Origin of the sequence: Paenimyroides marinum, from assembly GCF_900108395.1 — a bacterium.
GTDB lineage: Bacteria > Bacteroidota > Bacteroidia > Flavobacteriales > Flavobacteriaceae > Flavobacterium > Flavobacterium marinum.
Genome location: NZ_FNXE01000019.1, coordinates 1 through 16,142, shown reverse-complemented (window position 1 = coordinate 16,142; position 16,142 = coordinate 1). Strand labels below are relative to the sequence as shown.

Genomic DNA, 16,142 nt, shown 5'->3' with positions numbered 1-16,142 from the left:
TACTTTTCTTATATGTGAAGCTTTAAAAAGAACTGTGTTAGATACACAACCTATAACAGTTCAATATGAACTTACAGATCACGGAAAAACACTTGGAACGGTCATAAACAATCTTACAGATTGGGGAATATCGCACCGTAAAAAGATTGTTGGAAAATAGTTATTATCAGAAAATTGAGAGGATTGTTTATCGTGATAATTTTTTCTAAAAGTCAGCGAAGGACTGTCCTCCCGCAAAAGTTGATAGAAGAACTGCCGTTGGGATTTTACATTTAACCCGGCAAACCGATGTTGAACCTCCGGTAGCTTTCGCTGGATTTGTGGCTTATTGCATCGAAAAACAGTGCAAAAACAACAAAACAGCACAAGTACAAACACAAAAAAAGCAGTAATACCAAAATTACTGCCGGTATATCTTAAAGCTACACTTCGAAAACGCCATAATACATGATATGCTTCCTGCGGTTCCGTTCAACGGGCCTTACTTCACTTGTTTATTATTTGTTTTGGTGTTCAGTGATTTTCAATTCATCTCATGCCCTCCGGGCAAGACGACTCATAGCAAAGCCGAACAGAGCGAAGCTAAAGCTTAGTTATTACAGGCAGGTTTTTTCTGGTCATTATTCTTCTTCGTTGTTGTCATTTAGTTTGTCAATATTTTCTTTTACCAACTGTTCCAATTCGTAGGAAGCAACTCCCAAAGGTTTTGTCAGTCCACGCATTGTGTATTCCACTTTTACGTTGCTTTTTGAAGCACACAATAAAAGTCCGATTGTTGGCTCGTCTGTTGGTGTTTTTAGTTTATCGTCAATGGCACTAATGTAAAAATTGAGTTTGGAAACATACTCGGGTAAAAATTCGCCTGCTTTCAGTTCTATCACAACATAAGCGTGTAAAACGGTGTGATAAAAAAGCAAGTCAATTTTGTAATCGGTGTCGTCCACTTCAACCTTGTATTGTCTGCCGACAAATGCAAATCCTTTGCCTAATTCCAGAAGAAAATCAGTGATTTTTTGTGTCAATAGATTTTCTATTTCAACTTCTTTTGCTTTTCGTGAAAGCATTAAAAAGTCAAAATTGTAAGGGTCTTTGAAAATACTTTTGGCTAAATCGGATTGATAATCGGGCAAAGTGTTTTCAAAATTATTTAGTGCTTTTCCGTCTCTTTCATATAATTTACTTTGTATTTGCAACAACATTACATCTCTGCTCCATTCGTTTTTGGCAGTTTCAGCTATATAAAATGCCCTTTCTGTGGTGTCTTTTACTTTGGCTAACAGGCTGATATGATGATACCAAGTAATTTGTGCAAGTGCCACTTGCACAAATTCATTTTTAGATTGTGCAAGCGGAACTTGCACAATTGGAAACTGCGGATAAGCTTCGGCAAAAGTCCGCATATATTTGAGGTTTCGCACTGAAAACCCTGAATTTTCAGGAAAAATTTTAGCCAAATCACTTGCTAAAAGGTCAATTACTTTACTGCCCCAACCGTTCTGATTTTGCTTTTCAAGAATAGAATTTCCGATTTCCCAATATAGCGTAAGCATTTCTGCATTTACCTTAAACGCTACTTTGGTTTGGGCAAGTTTTATCTTGTTGGAAATAAATTCTGCCCAAGATTTATATTCGTGATGTTGTGTAATTTCACTGCTCATTCTATCAGTCTATATTCTACACAAAGATAACAAAAAGAAAAGTTTGTTATTACTTTGATAGCCCTTATCACTTGTTGAACTAAACCTCCGGTAGCTTTCGCTGGATTTGCGATTTGTTGCATCTAAAAACAGTGAAAAAACAACAAAACAGCACAAGATTAAACACAAAAAAAGCAGTAATGCTAAAATTACTTGCCGGTATATCTTAAAGCTACACTTCGAAAACGCCATAATACATGATAAGCTTCCTGCGGTTCCGTTCAACGGGGCTTACTTCACTTGTTTATTATTTGTTTTGGTGTTCAGTGATTTTCAATTCATCTCATGCCCTCCGGGCAAGACGAAGGCTTAGTTATTATACGCCGCTTTTTCTTCTGTCATTTAAGATTAATTATTTTGTCAGCTACTTGTCGGCAATGTTCAATATCTCCCATTACTCCAATTGTAACAGTTTCAATTTCGTGTAATGTCCTTGCGATAGTTTCTTTGTCCGAACCGCTTGTTTTTAATTTGAATATTGTCGGTGTATAGCTTTGGTATTCGTCTCGTGGTGCAATATCATTTACTCCAATTGGGTTCCAGTCATTCCACAATATTAAGTCAATTGCTTCATAAAGATTTGTCGGTTCTTCATTTTTGAGTAATTTATGAAAGTCAGTCAAAAGTGGTTCTATACAAGTTTGGTCAGTTTGAAAACTAAATTTCAAGTAATTTTCTTCGTGTGAACCACCAACTTGTCCAAATACAATTACTTGTCCGTGAGGTTTCATTTGGAAATTTACACTTGCATCACTGTCGTTGTCTTCAAGTGCTGTGTTACCTGACATTGCTTGTTTCATTGTTGTCAAGTCAGAACACATTCTTTCTATTTGGTCACGTCTTACACAAAAATGCGAAGTCCCACTTAACCCATTTGATAAAACTGTCAAGTCAAAAGTGAAATTGATTTGGACTAAATATCTTGTCGCAAACGAAAGTCGTTCCGTTTCTCTGTTAGTTTTTAGTTCGATTATGTCGTCAATTTCTATCATTCTTTTGTTTGTTGCAGTGTCGTCCTAAAGTGGCATATAACAGGAAACGCATTGCGAAGTGTCGGAAAAATTGGACTGGAAGTTCAATTTAGCAGTAACGTAGCCGATGTGTTTGACTGCATCGAACCACTTCGTTAGATTTCCACAGAAGCTAAATTAAAGAAAAAAGCTGAATGTGAATTAATAATCACCGATTCCTTTAAAAAAAAAAAATTCTGAGGTAAACACATTCGGCGGAATAAAAAGACGACTCGAGGCAAAGCCGAACAGAGCGAAGCTAAAGCTTAGTTATTACAGGCAGGTTTTCTTTATTCGCTTGATTTTTTGTTTCCTATTTGTTTTATGTCTTTATCAAAATCACTTTCAAAAAGTTTGTCTTGAATCACACGGTATTTTTCAAATTCACTTTCGGCAAATGATTTCGCAATGGCTTGAGTTACTTTTCCTGCGTTTTGTAAAATTTCTTTTTCGTTGAACTGTAAAAATGCGTTTAACTTTCCTGCCCAATCGTTCATTGTCATTGGAATATTTTGTTCGGCTTGTGTTTCGGCATAATCGAGATACATCGTTACAAAACGGTCAAGTTGTTTTAATTCTTTTTCAGTTAGATAGTTTTTCGCAACGGACACATCTGTTTTTATGATTTTTCCTTTTGGTGCATTTCTCCAATTTGTCAAACCCATATTTTCCTTTTTGCTGTCGGCTCGTTCTACGATAACTTCGGCAGCGGTGTGCCCGTGAATGGCAAAATGCAATTTGTTTTGAACTGTTGCGAAAAACGCCTTTGTGGTTTCTGCATCGGAAGTGTAATCAACAGCTGTTGAATAAATGTCGGTTATTTTTTGATAAAACCGTCTTTCGCTTGCTCGGATTTCCCGAATTTCGGCAAGTAAATGGTCAAAATATTCCTGATTTAAGAATGTTCCGTTTTTTAAACGCTCTTTATCCAAAATATAGCCACGAACTGCAAAATCTCGTAATACGGAAGTTGCCCATTGTCTGAATTGTGTGGCTCTTCCCGAATTTACACGATAACCAACCGAAATTACAGCATCTAAATTATAATGTTTCGTCTTGTAATTTTTCCCATCAGTTGCAGTTACCGAGAATTCCTCGGTAACTGAATTTTCTTCTAATTCGCCTGATTTGAAAATGTTTTTAAGGTGTAACGAAATGTTATCGGTGCTACAATCAAACAAAACAGCCATTAGCTTTTGCGATAGCCAAATTGTTTCGTTTTCAAATCTCACTTCAATACCGTCTTTTCCTGATTGTGATGTGAATATTAAAAATTCTGCGGTGCTGTTTCTTATTTGTAGCTTTTTACTCATTTTTCACATCTTAAATTCACTACAAAGATAGCAAAAAGAAAAGTTTGTTATCACTTTGATAGCCCTTATCTCTTGTTGAACTAAACCTCCGGTGGCTTTCGCTGGATTTGTGACTTATTGCATCGAAAAACAGCACAAGTACAACACAAAAAAAGCAGTAATGCTAAAATTACTGCCGGTATATCTTAAAGCTACACCTCGAAAATGCCATAATATATGATGAGCTTCCTGCGGTTCCGTTCAACGGACCTTACTTCACTTGTTTATTATTTGTTTTGGTGTTCAGTGATTTTCAATTCATCTCATGCCCTCCGGGCAAGACGACTCATGGCAAAGCCGAACAGAACGAAGCTAAAGCTTAGTTATTGTGCACAGTATTTCTTTTTATCCGAATAATTCTTTCAGGGTTTTAGTTGCGATAATCATTTTTTCGCTGTCTGGAAGTTTGATGAAATCATATTTTTCGTAAAACACTTCTGCTTCTTTGTCAATTGGGTCAACTACGACAGCAAACGAACCAATCTCTTGTGAGATTTCGTAACTCCTTTTCAAAGCGTCAATGAGTAGTATTTTCCCAATTCCTTTTCCTTGCTGTGTTTTGTCAATTGCAAGTCTCCCAAGTAAAGTCGTTGGAATTGATAGATACGATTTGGGCAATTTCTTTTGAATATTCTCTGGAAAATGACTTAAAGGAATGCTATTGTTTGAAAGCGTATAGTAGCCTTGAATATTATTTGTCACGGGTTGGGATAAAACAAAGCAAACAGACAATTTTCGTTTTTGGTCTTGTCCTGCTTGTTTTTTCAAATAATTATTCAAAAGCTCTTTTCCACAATCAAAGTCATTACGATTATGCTTTTTGTCTAACAGTTCGATCATTATTCTATTTTGAGTTTGAGACAAAATCGTTATAATCCTTTAAGGCATTTTTTAGTGTTTTTGAAGGTTTCTTTGAATTTGTAATTGCGTTAAAAAATATTTCGCTATCTCTTTCAGAAGCAATTATTAACTCTTTTTCTTTGATTATTTCTTTGGCTTTTTCTTGGACTGTCAGAATAACGAAGTCAGTCAAGTTTCTATAACCTCCTAAATAAGCAGCTTTCTCAAAAAATTGCTTTTGTTCTTTAGGAAGTCTTGCATCAAATCTTGAATTTTCTTTAGCTATTGTACTCATAATTGAAATCTTTCTACAAATGTACGTAAATTTTCTGTACAATAAAATATTGTACGTTAAATTTCTGTACGAAAGCCCGGTGTTAATATTGTGTAAAATTTGGGGCTTTGCGTTCGGACGAAAAGATTTTACCCCCAAATTGTTTTACGAACTGAGCTTAGATCGTCTGGTTCCTCCGGACGACTTTTATCGTAAAGTAAATCGTAATTTGGATTTACATTTTCTGTACAAATCCACACTGGACTTCCATCCAAAAACAAACCTCGCTTAAAAGAGACCATGTTTTATGATTTTTTACTGATTTTTTTGAAACAGGGTAGTTGTGCAACGGTTACCCTTTTTAACGGTTCGTCCTTATTTTATGGGTTTAATAGCCAATCAATTGCGTTTATTTGTTTCACTCCATTATGTGTTCCTGTTTCGTAATCCATTGTGATGAGAATTTTCTCATTATGGTCGGGAATATTGTCAAATGGTGCTAATTCACGAGCAAGAGTTATAGCATTTTGTACAGTTTGAGAAACCTGAATATATTGTGTGTAGCCTTCATTATTCCGTACTACAAAATCCACTTCTAAATTGTTGGTTTTCCCTATCCAAATTTGGTGATTTCTACGTTTTAGTTCAAGATAAATTACATTTTCGAGTAAATGACCTGCATCAGAAACGAGTTCTTTTCCAAGTAAAGCACTCCGAAATCCTAAATCTACCAAATAGTATTTTTCCTGCGTTGCTAAATGCTGTTTTCCTTTAATATCGTAACGGTTTACTTTGTAAAACAAATATGCTTCAACAAGTGTGCTAATATATTTTGATACGGTTTTATTGTCGATTTTTTTCTTATTTGCAGTTAAGACTTTGGCAATATTTCCGGCTGAAACATTTGAACCAACCGAATCTATCAGAAAATCAACCACTTCCTGATAAGATTCTTCTGCATAAATCGTATATCGTTTAGAAATGTCGTTTTCATAAATGTTTTTGAAAACAGTTTGCAGATATTCATTGGCAAAATTATTTCCTACTTGTGATAGTCGTACTGCTTCAGGAAAACCTCCTGTACGCACATATTCGGCAAATGCTCTATCAGGATTTCCCGTTTTTTCTGTAAACTCTAAATAATCAGCAAACGAAAAAGGTAAAACATTGATTTCATAAGCTCTGCCTGTGAGCAAAGTTGCTAATTCACTCGACAATAAAAAAGCATTTGAACCTGTTACATATAAATCAATATTTGGATGAACATACAAACCCTCCAAAAGTTTTTCAAACTCGGGAACATTTTGAACTTCGTCTATAAAAACATAATTGGTTTCGTTCTTTTTGATGTGCTGAACAATGTAATCGTAAATTTTTTTCCAGTTTTTCTCGGCAAGAAATCGAAATTCAGGCGTATCCATATTGATAGCCAAAATCGAAACATTTGGGTTTTCAGCACGCAATAAATCCTGAAATTGTATCATCAAAGTTGACTTACCACAACGCCTAACACCTGTGGCAACTTTGATTAAGTTTTTGTCTTTCAAAACTGAAAGCGTGTTTAAGTAATTTTGTCGTATAATAGTCTTCATACGATAAAGATATATAAAATTCCTAAAACTTTTTGTTTTTATGAAGTTTTAGGAATTTTGTTTGTACCGTAAGATTATTACAGTTTTCAATAAAAGATGGGTTTTGTAAAAGATTGTACCCTTAGTTATTATTAGCTGTAGTTGCAATTTTTTCTATTTTTTCCATTATTTAATTCCAAAATGTATTTGTAGATATTTTGTTTACCATTATTTGTTACTTGTATGATTTGAATTGTATCTTCTCTCTTTTTGTTGTGATATTTCATATCGCCAATTCTCCAATTATAAAATCTTACAGAATCTGAAAAATTGTTATGATTTAATGATTTTCTCTCGTTTGGCTTTTTGAAACTTAAGGATTGAATATAAATTGAATCGCTTGGATTTGTATTTCTGATTTCAAATGTTTTATTCAAATACATACAATGTACATCTAATTTCAAATCATTTTTGTTATTAATTTCTTTATATGAATGAAAATGAGGAGCTCCAGTTATGGCTAAAAAGCAAGAATTTAAAGTCAGTATTATTGGTATAAATATTAGTGATTTGATTATTCTCATTTATAACGGAATTTTGGTTTTGCAATTCTGACTAACGTTTTGGGTATTGCCGAAGGCGGGATTTTTAGCACTGAACTTCAATCGAAGAACGAAAGTTGAATTTTGCACTTCCGTTGATACGAAGCCGTTCAGCCTGCCTGACGCCAAACCCTTGCGGTAGTTTTTTACTCTACAAATGTTTCTTTGATTACGCTTTTTACTTTTTCAATCTCCTTTTCGGTCAATGTTTCAAACCGTTTTACAATTCTTGTTCTGTCTATCGTTCTTACTTGGTCAATAGCAATCCAACCTTTTGTCTGTTTATGTCTTATTTCAACTCTTGTGGGATACGGTTTTGAACTACTTGTCATTGGTGCAACAACTATTGTCTGCAAGTATTTATTCATTTCGTTTGGTGACAAAACCACACAAGGTCTTGTCTTTTTCATTTCGTTTCCAATCGTTGGGTCAAGATTAACCAATACGATGTCATACTGATTTACTTGCTCCATTCTTCAAAATTTTCGTCTTCAAAAATATCGTCCATTAAAAGCTGGTCGTCTCCGTTTTCATGCATTTTTTTGAATGCTTTTTCCCAATCTTTTCTTGGTTCTATCTTTGGTTTCAAAACGATGTAACCTTTCTCAAGAATTAGTTCTATTTTATCGTTGATACTGTATTTTTCGAGAATTGTTTTAGAAAGTCTTATTCCTTTAGAGTTTCCGATATTTATTACTGAAATTTCCATAATTATACATTTGTTATTACAAAGTAATTACAAAAATTTTAATTTTCCAAATTCTATGTCTGAAAGTTAATTATTGTGAGTTCTCTTATAAAATTACCGCCATCGGGAAACGAATTGGCAAAGTGACGGAAAACCAAAGCCGAAAGTCTCAATTTAGCAGTAACGTAGCCGATGTGTTTGACTGCATCGAACCACTTCGTTAGATTTCCACAGAAGCTAAATTAAAGAAAAAAGCTGAATGTGAATTAATAATCACCGATTCCTTAAAAAAAATTTAATAATTCTGAGGTAAACACATTCGGCGGAATAAAAAGACGACTTGAGGCAAAGCCGAACAGAGCGAAGCTAAAGCTTAGTTGTTTTTATGAAAAAAACGTTGATTCACACCCATTTGACCGATGCTGCAAAACGAAAGATAAAAAGTCCGTTAGATAATTTGTGATAAAAACCAATGGTAACGGTTTTGTTTCGTATATTTATTCTATTGATTTTTAGTATAATATTCGACAACAAACGTTTACAATCGACTATAAACGATTAACAACCGAATAAAATTTGTAACTTACAGCAACTTTGTACCAGATAATTTTTTAATCATTTAAAATTTAAACGCCATGAGTACATTAAGAAACAACGTTCGCCTAATCGGTAGAGTAGGCAACAACCCGGAGACAAAAACTTTTGACAACGGAACAAAAGTATCTTTATCGTTAGCAACCAGTGATTTTTATTACAACGATAAAAAAGAAAAAGTAGAAACCACCCAGTGGCACAATATTGTTGCTTGGGGAAAAACCGCAGAGCTGATTCAGAAATATGTAGAAAAAGGTAAGGAAATTGCCGTTGAAGGCAAACTAACTTACCGCACCTACGAAGACAAAGAAGGCATTAAACGCAGCATTACAGAAATTGTTATAAACGAAGTCTTATTCTTTTAATGATTATCGAGAACTTATAATTAGAACTTCTTTATAGCTTGTTTTGGGCTTGCCGAAAGGCTTCACTACATTGAGCTATCGAAGTGACGACTACCTACATATATTAGGTACTGGTATATTTTGGAAGAGAATCGCAGATAGTCAATTTCTTTTAAAAATTAAAATCCCGATGTGTTCGGGATTTTTTTTATTTTCGATAAAAAAAGATGCAGCACATTCAATTCATTCACACCATTCTGTATGTGAACGACCAACAGTTAAGTACCGAATTTTACACAAAATTATTCAGACAAAATCCGGAATTAAACGTGCCGGGAATGACCGAATTTCAATTGGCAAAGAATTTCAAGTTAGGATTAATGCCCAATAAAGGAATCGCAAAAATATTAGCAGATAAAACGCCGCATCCTGATAAGGGTAACGGAATACCACGTTGCGAACTTTACTTATATGTGGAAAATATCGAATGGGAATATACCAACGCAATAACCGCAGGTGCACAACTTATAAGCGAAATTAAAGACAGAGATTGGGGAGATAAAGTGTGTTATTTTGCAGATTTAGACGGACACATCATTGCTTTTGCAGAAAAATGAAGTATTTATTAAAATGATTTACTTAAATTGGGGGAAATTATATTTATGACAACAAGAAACTGTTTTATTTTACTTTTTTGGCTTGGGAACTTTTTTACAGCACAAAGTCAATTATTTCTTATGTATGATGGTTTAAAGCCCAATGATAATTATTTTGATTTACCAAAATATAGTTTAGAATATAATCAAAAAATAAAAGAGAAATTGTATGAAGGTTTGGAAGAAGATTTTCATATAAGAATGTTGGTTCGCCCATCTTTTGATGCCGAATATATTTTTCAAGTTGACAGAGATATTAAAAATTATGAAGCCGAAAGTTTTGTAGTTCGTTTTCAAAAAGCTAAATCTAGTTTATGGTATGCAGAAGAAAATTACAAAAAAGTAAATGTAAAAAAATACCAAGCTCAAATTAATAAGGAAGATGCAGAATTGTTAACAAAAGCATTTGGAAAGGTGGCTCAAACAACAAGATATGAGCGAAACGACCTTTTAATGTTTGACGGAACAAATTATTTATTGAGTACTTTTGTTTCTGGTATAGGGGAGATAAGCGGAAATGTACAGTCGCCGGACGGTGGCGAAATCAAGGAGTTGATAGATGTTGTTGAAAATTTAATAAAACAAACAGTATCGAAAAAAGAGATTAAACTTTCTGAAGAATCTAAAAATATACTTACCCATATTATTAAACAGATCGAAAAAAATCCAACTTCAGCTGATTACGAATTAATGAGCAGAATAGTTAAGGTAATTGAAAATAACAAAGAAGGTTACTGCTCGAAATTAACTGAAAGTAATAAGCTTCATGTGGAAGATGCTTTACAAGTAATACAAGATCCAAAACAATTTGCGTATTATCACTTTGACAAATCGACCTTAAAAAGCTTTATTGAAGGCATAGAAGAAGAATTTATTGAATTTAATACTTTTAACGAAGACGAGAAGGCTGAAATGTTGAAAAATGGAAGGGAAATAGAAAAAGAAGAAAATATTGAAAACAGCATTTTTAAACTCATTCTTAAAGAATTTGATTAAATTACAATTTCAACAATCCCACAATTTCTTTTACATTTTCAGCCGTGTAAAAATTCTCGTGAACAATTTCATGGTCAATACGCTCGTGTGCCCACGTGGTGTGAAAAGGCACGTGAACCGCTGTTCCGCCAATGTTTAAAACCGGCAACACATCGGATTTTAACGAATTGCCGATCATTAAAAAGTTTTCGGGTTCAATCTCCAAACGCTTCAATAACTTTTCATAATCCAGTTCTTCCTTTTCCACCATCACTTCGATATGATGAAAATAAGCACCTAATCCCGATAAATGCAATTTTCGGTGCTGATCTTTTAAATCGCCTTTTGTAGCAACTACCAATTTGTATTTTCCATGTAACTGTTGTAAGGTGTCTTCAATTCCTTCTAATAAAACAACAGGTTTCGCCATTAATTCTTTGCCAATTCCAATAATTTTCTCCATTACTTTGGTCGATACCGTATGGTTCGAAACCTCGTAAGCCGTTTGTACCATCGATAAAACATAGCCTTTAATGCCGTAGCCGTATAAGGGTAAATTAGTAATCTGCGTTTGAAACAATGCCTGCGACAAACTTTGTTTCGATAAATAATTGCTCATTAAAGCACAAAATTTTTCTTCGGCTTCATCAAAATAAGGTTCGTTGATAAAAAGTGTATCGTCGGCATCAAAAGCAATTACTTTAAACGTAGAAGTCATAGTCAATTTTTTTACAAAGATACAAATTGAAACGCACTCTTTTAAGAGGGTTTTAATGTTAAAAAACACATTGATACGCTAAAAAATCGTTAATTTTAAAATAAAAAATGAATTATGACATATTTAGTAGAAAAAGAAACGAAGCAGCTTAACTATGAAGACGTAGCTGCATTGGTAACCACAGGTGCGGCTGCGGGTATTGCAGTAACAAATATTACAGGACATTCTAAAAAATTAGGGGCAGCAGCAGGTGTGGGATTGAGTTTATTATTTTATGGAATTTTAAAAAAATATGGAAAATGAGACATATTTTAAGTTTATTATTTTTAGGATGGATTTTTTCAGGTTGTTGTACTGACGATGTTAGTCCAATAGTACCAGAAAATTCAATTACTGTATTAATTGTTGATGAAACATCGAATAGATTTGAAGGTGGAAAAATATACACCTATCAAGACAATTATCCGACATACAATTTGCAGGTAGAAAACCGACCACCTGCAGATGCTGGATATATTAAGGTGCATTACGTAGAAGGAAACGAACAGTTATACTATGCTTCTCAGATTTGGATGGGCATGGGCGAAATTATAGTGCCATCGCCTTTAACACCACCACAAGATTTTGAAAGAACATTGACTAATGATTATGTATTTTTGCCAAATGATGCGGTAGAGTTAACCAATGGTCCAAGCGATAAAGACGAAGTAGAGAAATATTGGGCGCAAATTCAAGGACTTAAAGTGGTGCGTGAAGCTTTAAAACAAAATAACGGACAAGTGCATTATTTTGTTCAACTTTTAGGTGCCGGGCTCACAGATACCAACAAATGGGTGTTTATTGTTAAAAATTAAGGTTGCTGAGGTAACCTTTTTTTATTGATTTTCTAAAATAAACAACTATTTTAGCAATCGATAAAACTAAAACGTATCATTTTGAAAGAAGATCAACAGGAGAGCACATTAAAACGAGGATTATCTAACCGACATATTCAGCTAATTGCATTAGGCGGAGCCATAGGAACAGGGCTATTTTTAGGTATTGGTCCGGCGGCCGTTTTAGCAGGTCCATCAGTTATTTTTGGATATGCCTTTGCGGGTATCATTGCTTTTTTTATCATGCGTCAGTTAGGCGAAATGGTTGTAGAAGAACCCGTTTCGGGTTCGTTTTCGCATTTTGCGTATAAATACTGGGGTTCGTTTGCCGGATATGCATCGGGTTGGAATTACTGGATTCTGTATATTCTGGTTTCCATGTCTGAACTTACCGCTATTGGAATTTACATACAATATTGGTGGCCCGAAATTCCATTATGGGCTTCAAGTACCTTTTTCTTTCTGGCAATTACCGCTTTAAATCTGGGATCGGTAAAATTATTTGGCGAAGCCGAATTTTGGTTTTCCATTATTAAAGTAGCGGCAATCGTTGCCATGATTGTTTTTGGAACGTATTTATTGGTTTCGGGAACTGGTGGCGAACAGGCAAGCATCTCAAATTTAACCAACAACGGCGGTTTTTTTCCGAAAGGCTGGTTTGAAAAAACGTCTGAGGGTTATCAGGGATTATTGTCGGTTATGGCAATTATCATGTTCTCGTTTGGTGGTTTGGAATTGATTGGGATTACGGCTGCCGAAGCCGAAAATCCGGAGAAAAATATCCCGAAAGCAACCAATCAGGTTATTTACAGGATTTTGATTTTTTATGTAGGAGCGTTGATTATCTTGTTTTCGCTTTCGCCTTGGGAAACCATTACCACAAAAACAAGTCCGTTTGTTACCGTTTTTGATAATTTGAAAGGAATGCATTTTAGTTTGTTTGGAACCGATGTTTCGGCAACTAATTTAATTGCAAATGCACTAAATTTAATCGTTTTAACGGCTGCTTTATCAGTGTACAACAGTTCGGTTTACAGTAACAGCCGTATGTTGTTCGGGTTGGCAGAACAAGGCAATGCCCCAAAATTCTTAATGCATTTAAATAAAAGTTCGGTACCAACACGTGCAATCATTGTATCAAGTTGTTTTGCCGGTTTGTGCATCATCATTAATAAATTTGTTCCCGATGAAGCTTTTAAAATATTAATGTCGTTAGTAGTTTCATGTTTAATCATCAACTGGGTAATGATTTCGTTTACTCATTTAAAATTCAGAAAGACAAAAGATCGGGAAACAGTTTCAACGAAGTTTCCATCTATTTTGTATCCTGTTTCCAATTACATCTGTATCGTATTTTTACTGGCTATTTTAGTAATTATGAGTGTAACCGGTATGCATATTTCGGTAATTTTAATTCCTGTTTGGCTGCTTCTTTTGTTTATAACGTATCAAATCGTTCAAAAAAATAAACAGCAGAAATTAATGTAAGTTAACGGGGGTTACCAAAGTATTTTATAATTTTAGGGTACTAACATAAAACAAAATCGTTATGGAAATTAATCACAAACAACAAGAAACCAAAGGAGCTTTTATTGCTGAAGAAAACGGAACAAAAGCTGGCGAAATGACTTATAGCAAAGCGGGTGCTGAAAAAATTATTATTGATCATACCGAAGTAAATCCCGAATTTAAGGGCAGAGGTGTGGGTAAAGAAATGGTTTTGGCTGCAGTTGAATACGCTCGTGAAAACAATATCAAGATTTTACCTTTGTGCCCGTTTGCAAAAGCAACGTTTGACAGAAACAAGGATATTCAGGATGTTTTGTAAAAACAAACAAACAAAATAATTTTAAAGCAGTTCCATTTTGAGCTGCTTTTTTTGTAGAATTTTCTATATTTATAGAAATTAATCCACATGAAAAATTTATTTTTTACCCTTTTATTATCAAGCTGTTTGTTTTCCTGCCAAAAAGAAACTGCTGTTAAGCAAAATTCCGAAATCGTTACTTCTAAAAACTTAAAATTAGAATTAGCCGAAGCACAAAAAATCATTGCACTTCCGCTGCATTGTTTAGAAGTGGAATATCCTAATAAATTGGGACAAGTTTTGGCATCTGATGCAGAATTAAAATCTCCTAAAGCATTGCGACCAATCTTTTACGGATGTTTCGATTGGCATTCGTCGGCTCATGGTTATTGGTCGGTAGTAAAGTTATGGAAACAATTTCCTGAGTTAAATAATGATGGAACTATTGATGCGTTGTTAACCAAGGTTTTTACAGATGAAAATGTATCGGTAGAAAAAGTTTTTTTTGACCAGGAACATAACAAGAATTTCGAAAGAACTTACGGCTGGGCATGGTTCTTTAAATTGCAGGAAGAACTATATACGTGGAAAGAAAATCCGAAAGCACAACAATGGTACAAAACCTTGCAACCGTTAGAGAATGTTTTTGTTGAAAGATATTTAAACTATCTGCCAAAATTGAATTATCCCATTAGAACCGGAACACACGACAATACCGCTTTTGGCATGGCATTGAGCTTGGAATATGCTGAAACCGTGGGCAACACCAAATTAAAAGATGCAATCACAGCAAAAGCTAAGGAATTATATACCAACGATACCAACTGCCCGATTGCTTATGAACCCAGCGGACACGATTTCTTATCGCCTTGTTTGCAGGAAGCCTGGTTGCTAAGCAAAGTTTTAGAAACAAACGATTATAAAACGTGGTTAAACCAATTTTTACCACAATTATTTGATAAGAATTTTGATTTAGAAGTTGGTAAAGTTTCTGACAGAAATGACGGACATTTGGTGCATTTAGACGGATTGAACTTTAGCCGAGCAACTTGTTTGTTTGAAATTGCCAAAGTGTTGCCTGAACTGAACCATTTAAAACCAATTGCTATAAAACATTTTAATGTTGCTTTTCCAAACATTTCAAACGATGATTATATGGGAAGCCACTGGTTGGGAAGTTTTGCGTTGCAAGCGTTGGATGCGCAGTAGATTTAATTTGAAGTAGATTTATGAAAAAGAAATCGAATCAGTATCTATTATTGTTTTTTAATGTTCTTTTCATTTGCGCCATTTTATACAATTTATTCAGATTGTATAATTGACTTAGGCACTTTGTCATTAGCACCAAAAGTAGTAAATTCGGGTAAACAAAACCCAAAACCATGGAGCAAAGATTCAAAAGCCTATCACTTTTCGAGTTTCGGGAAAAATTCCCGGACGCCGACAGTTGCCTTTCCTACCTTGCCAAATTGAAATGGGGAAACGGTTTCACTTGCAAAAAATGCGGGCATGGCAATTCATGCCGGGGGATGTCCCCCCATTCCCGCCAATGCACCAGTTGCAACTACACCGAATCGCCCACGGCCAACACGCTCTTCCACAAAGTGAAGTTCGACCTTCTCAAAGCGTTCTACATTGTTTATTTCGTCAGCACCAACAAAAAAGAAATCACCTCGACCGAACTGAGCCGGAAGCTCTCGCTCAGGCAAAAAACCTGTTGGGCGTTCAAGCGCAAGGTCATGAAAGCGATGAAAAGTTCGGGAAACCATCCCATAAATGGAGATGCGGAAGTGGACGAGGCCGTTTTCGGCGGACAGGAAGAAGGTGTCCGCGGCAGGAAAAACAAGAACAAGAAACTCGTGGCGGTTGGCATCGAGAAAAAGAAAAAAGGCATTAGCAGGTTGTACGCCAAGGTAATCCCCGATGCCGGGTCTGTTTCGCTCGGGGGTTTCATGAAACACCATATCGGTCCTTCGGCAAATGTAAAGACCGATTTATGGACAGGCTACAAACCATTGGAAAAAGATTTTGAGAACCTGGTCCGTGTGCCTTCGGGCAAAAAAGGGCGGAATTTCCCGGAAATGCACAGGGCGATAATGAACCTGAAAGGGTGGCTGCGGGGAGTGCACCACCACGTAT

At 35.2% G+C, this 16,142-nt stretch carries 20 protein-coding genes; 10 read left to right on the top strand and 10 right to left on the bottom strand.

Annotated features, from left to right (window positions below; genetic code table 11):
* Nucleotides 1-34 precede the first annotated feature (34 nt).
* Entirely contained in the window at nt 35-160 is a 126-nt protein-coding gene (locus tag BLW20_RS07585) for a winged helix-turn-helix transcriptional regulator (protein ID WP_245725291.1), read from the top strand.
* 460 nt (nt 161-620) lie between these two features.
* Here BLW20_RS07585 and BLW20_RS07580 read toward each other — a convergent pair whose 3' ends face one another.
* From BLW20_RS07580 to BLW20_RS07535, 9 genes are all read right to left on the bottom strand, one after another.
* Complete coding sequence (locus tag BLW20_RS07580) at nt 621-1,658, bottom strand: PDDEXK nuclease domain-containing protein (protein WP_091098488.1); 1,038 nt, start codon at nt 1,656-1,658, stop codon at nt 621-623.
* Between the two features lie 377 nt (nt 1,659-2,035).
* Nucleotides 2,036-2,689 (bottom strand): hypothetical protein, encoded by a 654-nt coding sequence (locus BLW20_RS07575; RefSeq protein ID WP_091098482.1) that lies wholly within the window; start codon nt 2,687-2,689, stop codon nt 2,036-2,038.
* 308 nt (nt 2,690-2,997) lie between these two features.
* Nucleotides 2,998-4,020 carry a virulence RhuM family protein gene (locus BLW20_RS07570; RefSeq protein WP_091098480.1) on the bottom strand — a complete coding sequence of 341 codons (1,023 nt, stop codon included), beginning with the start codon at nt 4,018-4,020 and terminating at the stop codon, nt 2,998-3,000.
* A gap of 384 nt (nt 4,021-4,404) precedes the next feature.
* Entirely contained in the window at nt 4,405-4,899 is a 495-nt protein-coding gene (locus BLW20_RS07565) for a GNAT family N-acetyltransferase (protein ID WP_091098476.1), read from the bottom strand.
* Between the two features lie 4 nt (nt 4,900-4,903).
* Nucleotides 4,904-5,194: a type II toxin-antitoxin system TacA family antitoxin gene (locus BLW20_RS07560; RefSeq protein ID WP_091098473.1), complete on the bottom strand. Its 291-nt coding sequence runs from the start codon at nt 5,192-5,194 to the stop codon at nt 4,904-4,906.
* A 359-nt stretch (nt 5,195-5,553) separates the two neighbouring features.
* The gene (locus BLW20_RS07550; RefSeq protein ID WP_091098467.1) at nt 5,554-6,765 is read right to left on the bottom strand and encodes an ATP-binding protein; all 1,212 of its coding nucleotides are present in this window, start codon (nt 6,763-6,765) and stop codon (nt 5,554-5,556) included.
* Nucleotides 6,766-6,896: 131 nt separating this feature from the next.
* Complete coding sequence (locus BLW20_RS07545; RefSeq protein ID WP_143037755.1) at nt 6,897-7,328, bottom strand: hypothetical protein; 432 nt, start codon at nt 7,326-7,328, stop codon at nt 6,897-6,899.
* 164 nt (nt 7,329-7,492) lie between these two features.
* Complete coding sequence (locus BLW20_RS07540) at nt 7,493-7,819, bottom strand: type II toxin-antitoxin system PemK/MazF family toxin (protein ID WP_091098461.1); 327 nt, start codon at nt 7,817-7,819, stop codon at nt 7,493-7,495.
* Entirely contained in the window at nt 7,807-8,055 is a 249-nt protein-coding gene (locus tag BLW20_RS07535; RefSeq protein ID WP_091098457.1) for an AbrB/MazE/SpoVT family DNA-binding domain-containing protein, read from the bottom strand. Before BLW20_RS07535 ends, BLW20_RS07540 begins: the two co-directional genes overlap by 13 nt.
* Before the next feature lie 614 nt (nt 8,056-8,669).
* On the opposite strand from BLW20_RS07535, the gene BLW20_RS07530 reads away from it, so the two are divergent.
* The 3 genes from BLW20_RS07530 (at nt 8,670) to BLW20_RS07520 (ending at nt 10,624) form a co-directional block, all read left to right on the top strand.
* Nucleotides 8,670-8,993 (top strand): single-stranded DNA-binding protein, encoded by a 324-nt coding sequence (locus tag BLW20_RS07530; RefSeq protein ID WP_091098454.1) that lies wholly within the window; start codon nt 8,670-8,672, stop codon nt 8,991-8,993.
* A 206-nt stretch (nt 8,994-9,199) separates the two neighbouring features.
* Nucleotides 9,200-9,589 (top strand): VOC family protein, encoded by a 390-nt coding sequence (locus BLW20_RS07525; RefSeq protein WP_091098451.1) that lies wholly within the window; start codon nt 9,200-9,202, stop codon nt 9,587-9,589.
* Between the two features lie 120 nt (nt 9,590-9,709).
* Entirely contained in the window at nt 9,710-10,624 is a 915-nt protein-coding gene (locus BLW20_RS07520; RefSeq protein WP_091098447.1) for a hypothetical protein, read from the top strand.
* A 1-nt stretch (nt 10,625) separates the two neighbouring features.
* Here the strand turns inward: BLW20_RS07520 and BLW20_RS07515 are convergent, their stop codons facing one another.
* Entirely contained in the window at nt 10,626-11,321 is a 696-nt protein-coding gene (locus BLW20_RS07515) for an HAD family hydrolase (protein ID WP_091098444.1), read from the bottom strand.
* 114 nt (nt 11,322-11,435) lie between these two features.
* Between BLW20_RS07515 and BLW20_RS07510 the strand changes: the two genes are divergently transcribed.
* From BLW20_RS07510 to BLW20_RS14580, 6 genes are all read left to right on the top strand, one after another.
* Entirely contained in the window at nt 11,436-11,624 is a 189-nt protein-coding gene (locus tag BLW20_RS07510) for a hypothetical protein (protein ID WP_091098442.1), read from the top strand.
* On the top strand, nt 11,621-12,175 hold the full coding sequence (locus BLW20_RS07505) for a hypothetical protein (protein ID WP_091098438.1): 555 nt from the start codon (nt 11,621-11,623) through the stop codon (nt 12,173-12,175). The genes BLW20_RS07510 and BLW20_RS07505 overlap by 4 nt, the downstream gene beginning before the upstream one ends.
* A gap of 81 nt (nt 12,176-12,256) precedes the next feature.
* Nucleotides 12,257-13,684 (top strand): amino acid permease, encoded by a 1,428-nt coding sequence (locus BLW20_RS07500; RefSeq protein ID WP_091098435.1) that lies wholly within the window; start codon nt 12,257-12,259, stop codon nt 13,682-13,684.
* Between the two features lie 61 nt (nt 13,685-13,745).
* A complete protein-coding gene (locus BLW20_RS07495; protein ID WP_091098432.1) occupies nt 13,746-14,024 on the top strand; it encodes a GNAT family N-acetyltransferase in 279 nt (92 codons plus the stop codon).
* Nucleotides 14,025-14,111: 87 nt separating this feature from the next.
* A complete protein-coding gene (locus BLW20_RS07490; protein ID WP_091098429.1) occupies nt 14,112-15,212 on the top strand; it encodes a DUF2891 domain-containing protein in 1,101 nt (366 codons plus the stop codon).
* Between the two features lie 173 nt (nt 15,213-15,385).
* A partial coding sequence (locus BLW20_RS14580) for an IS1595 family transposase (protein WP_143037754.1) occupies nt 15,386-16,142 on the top strand: 757 nt, incomplete at its 3' end.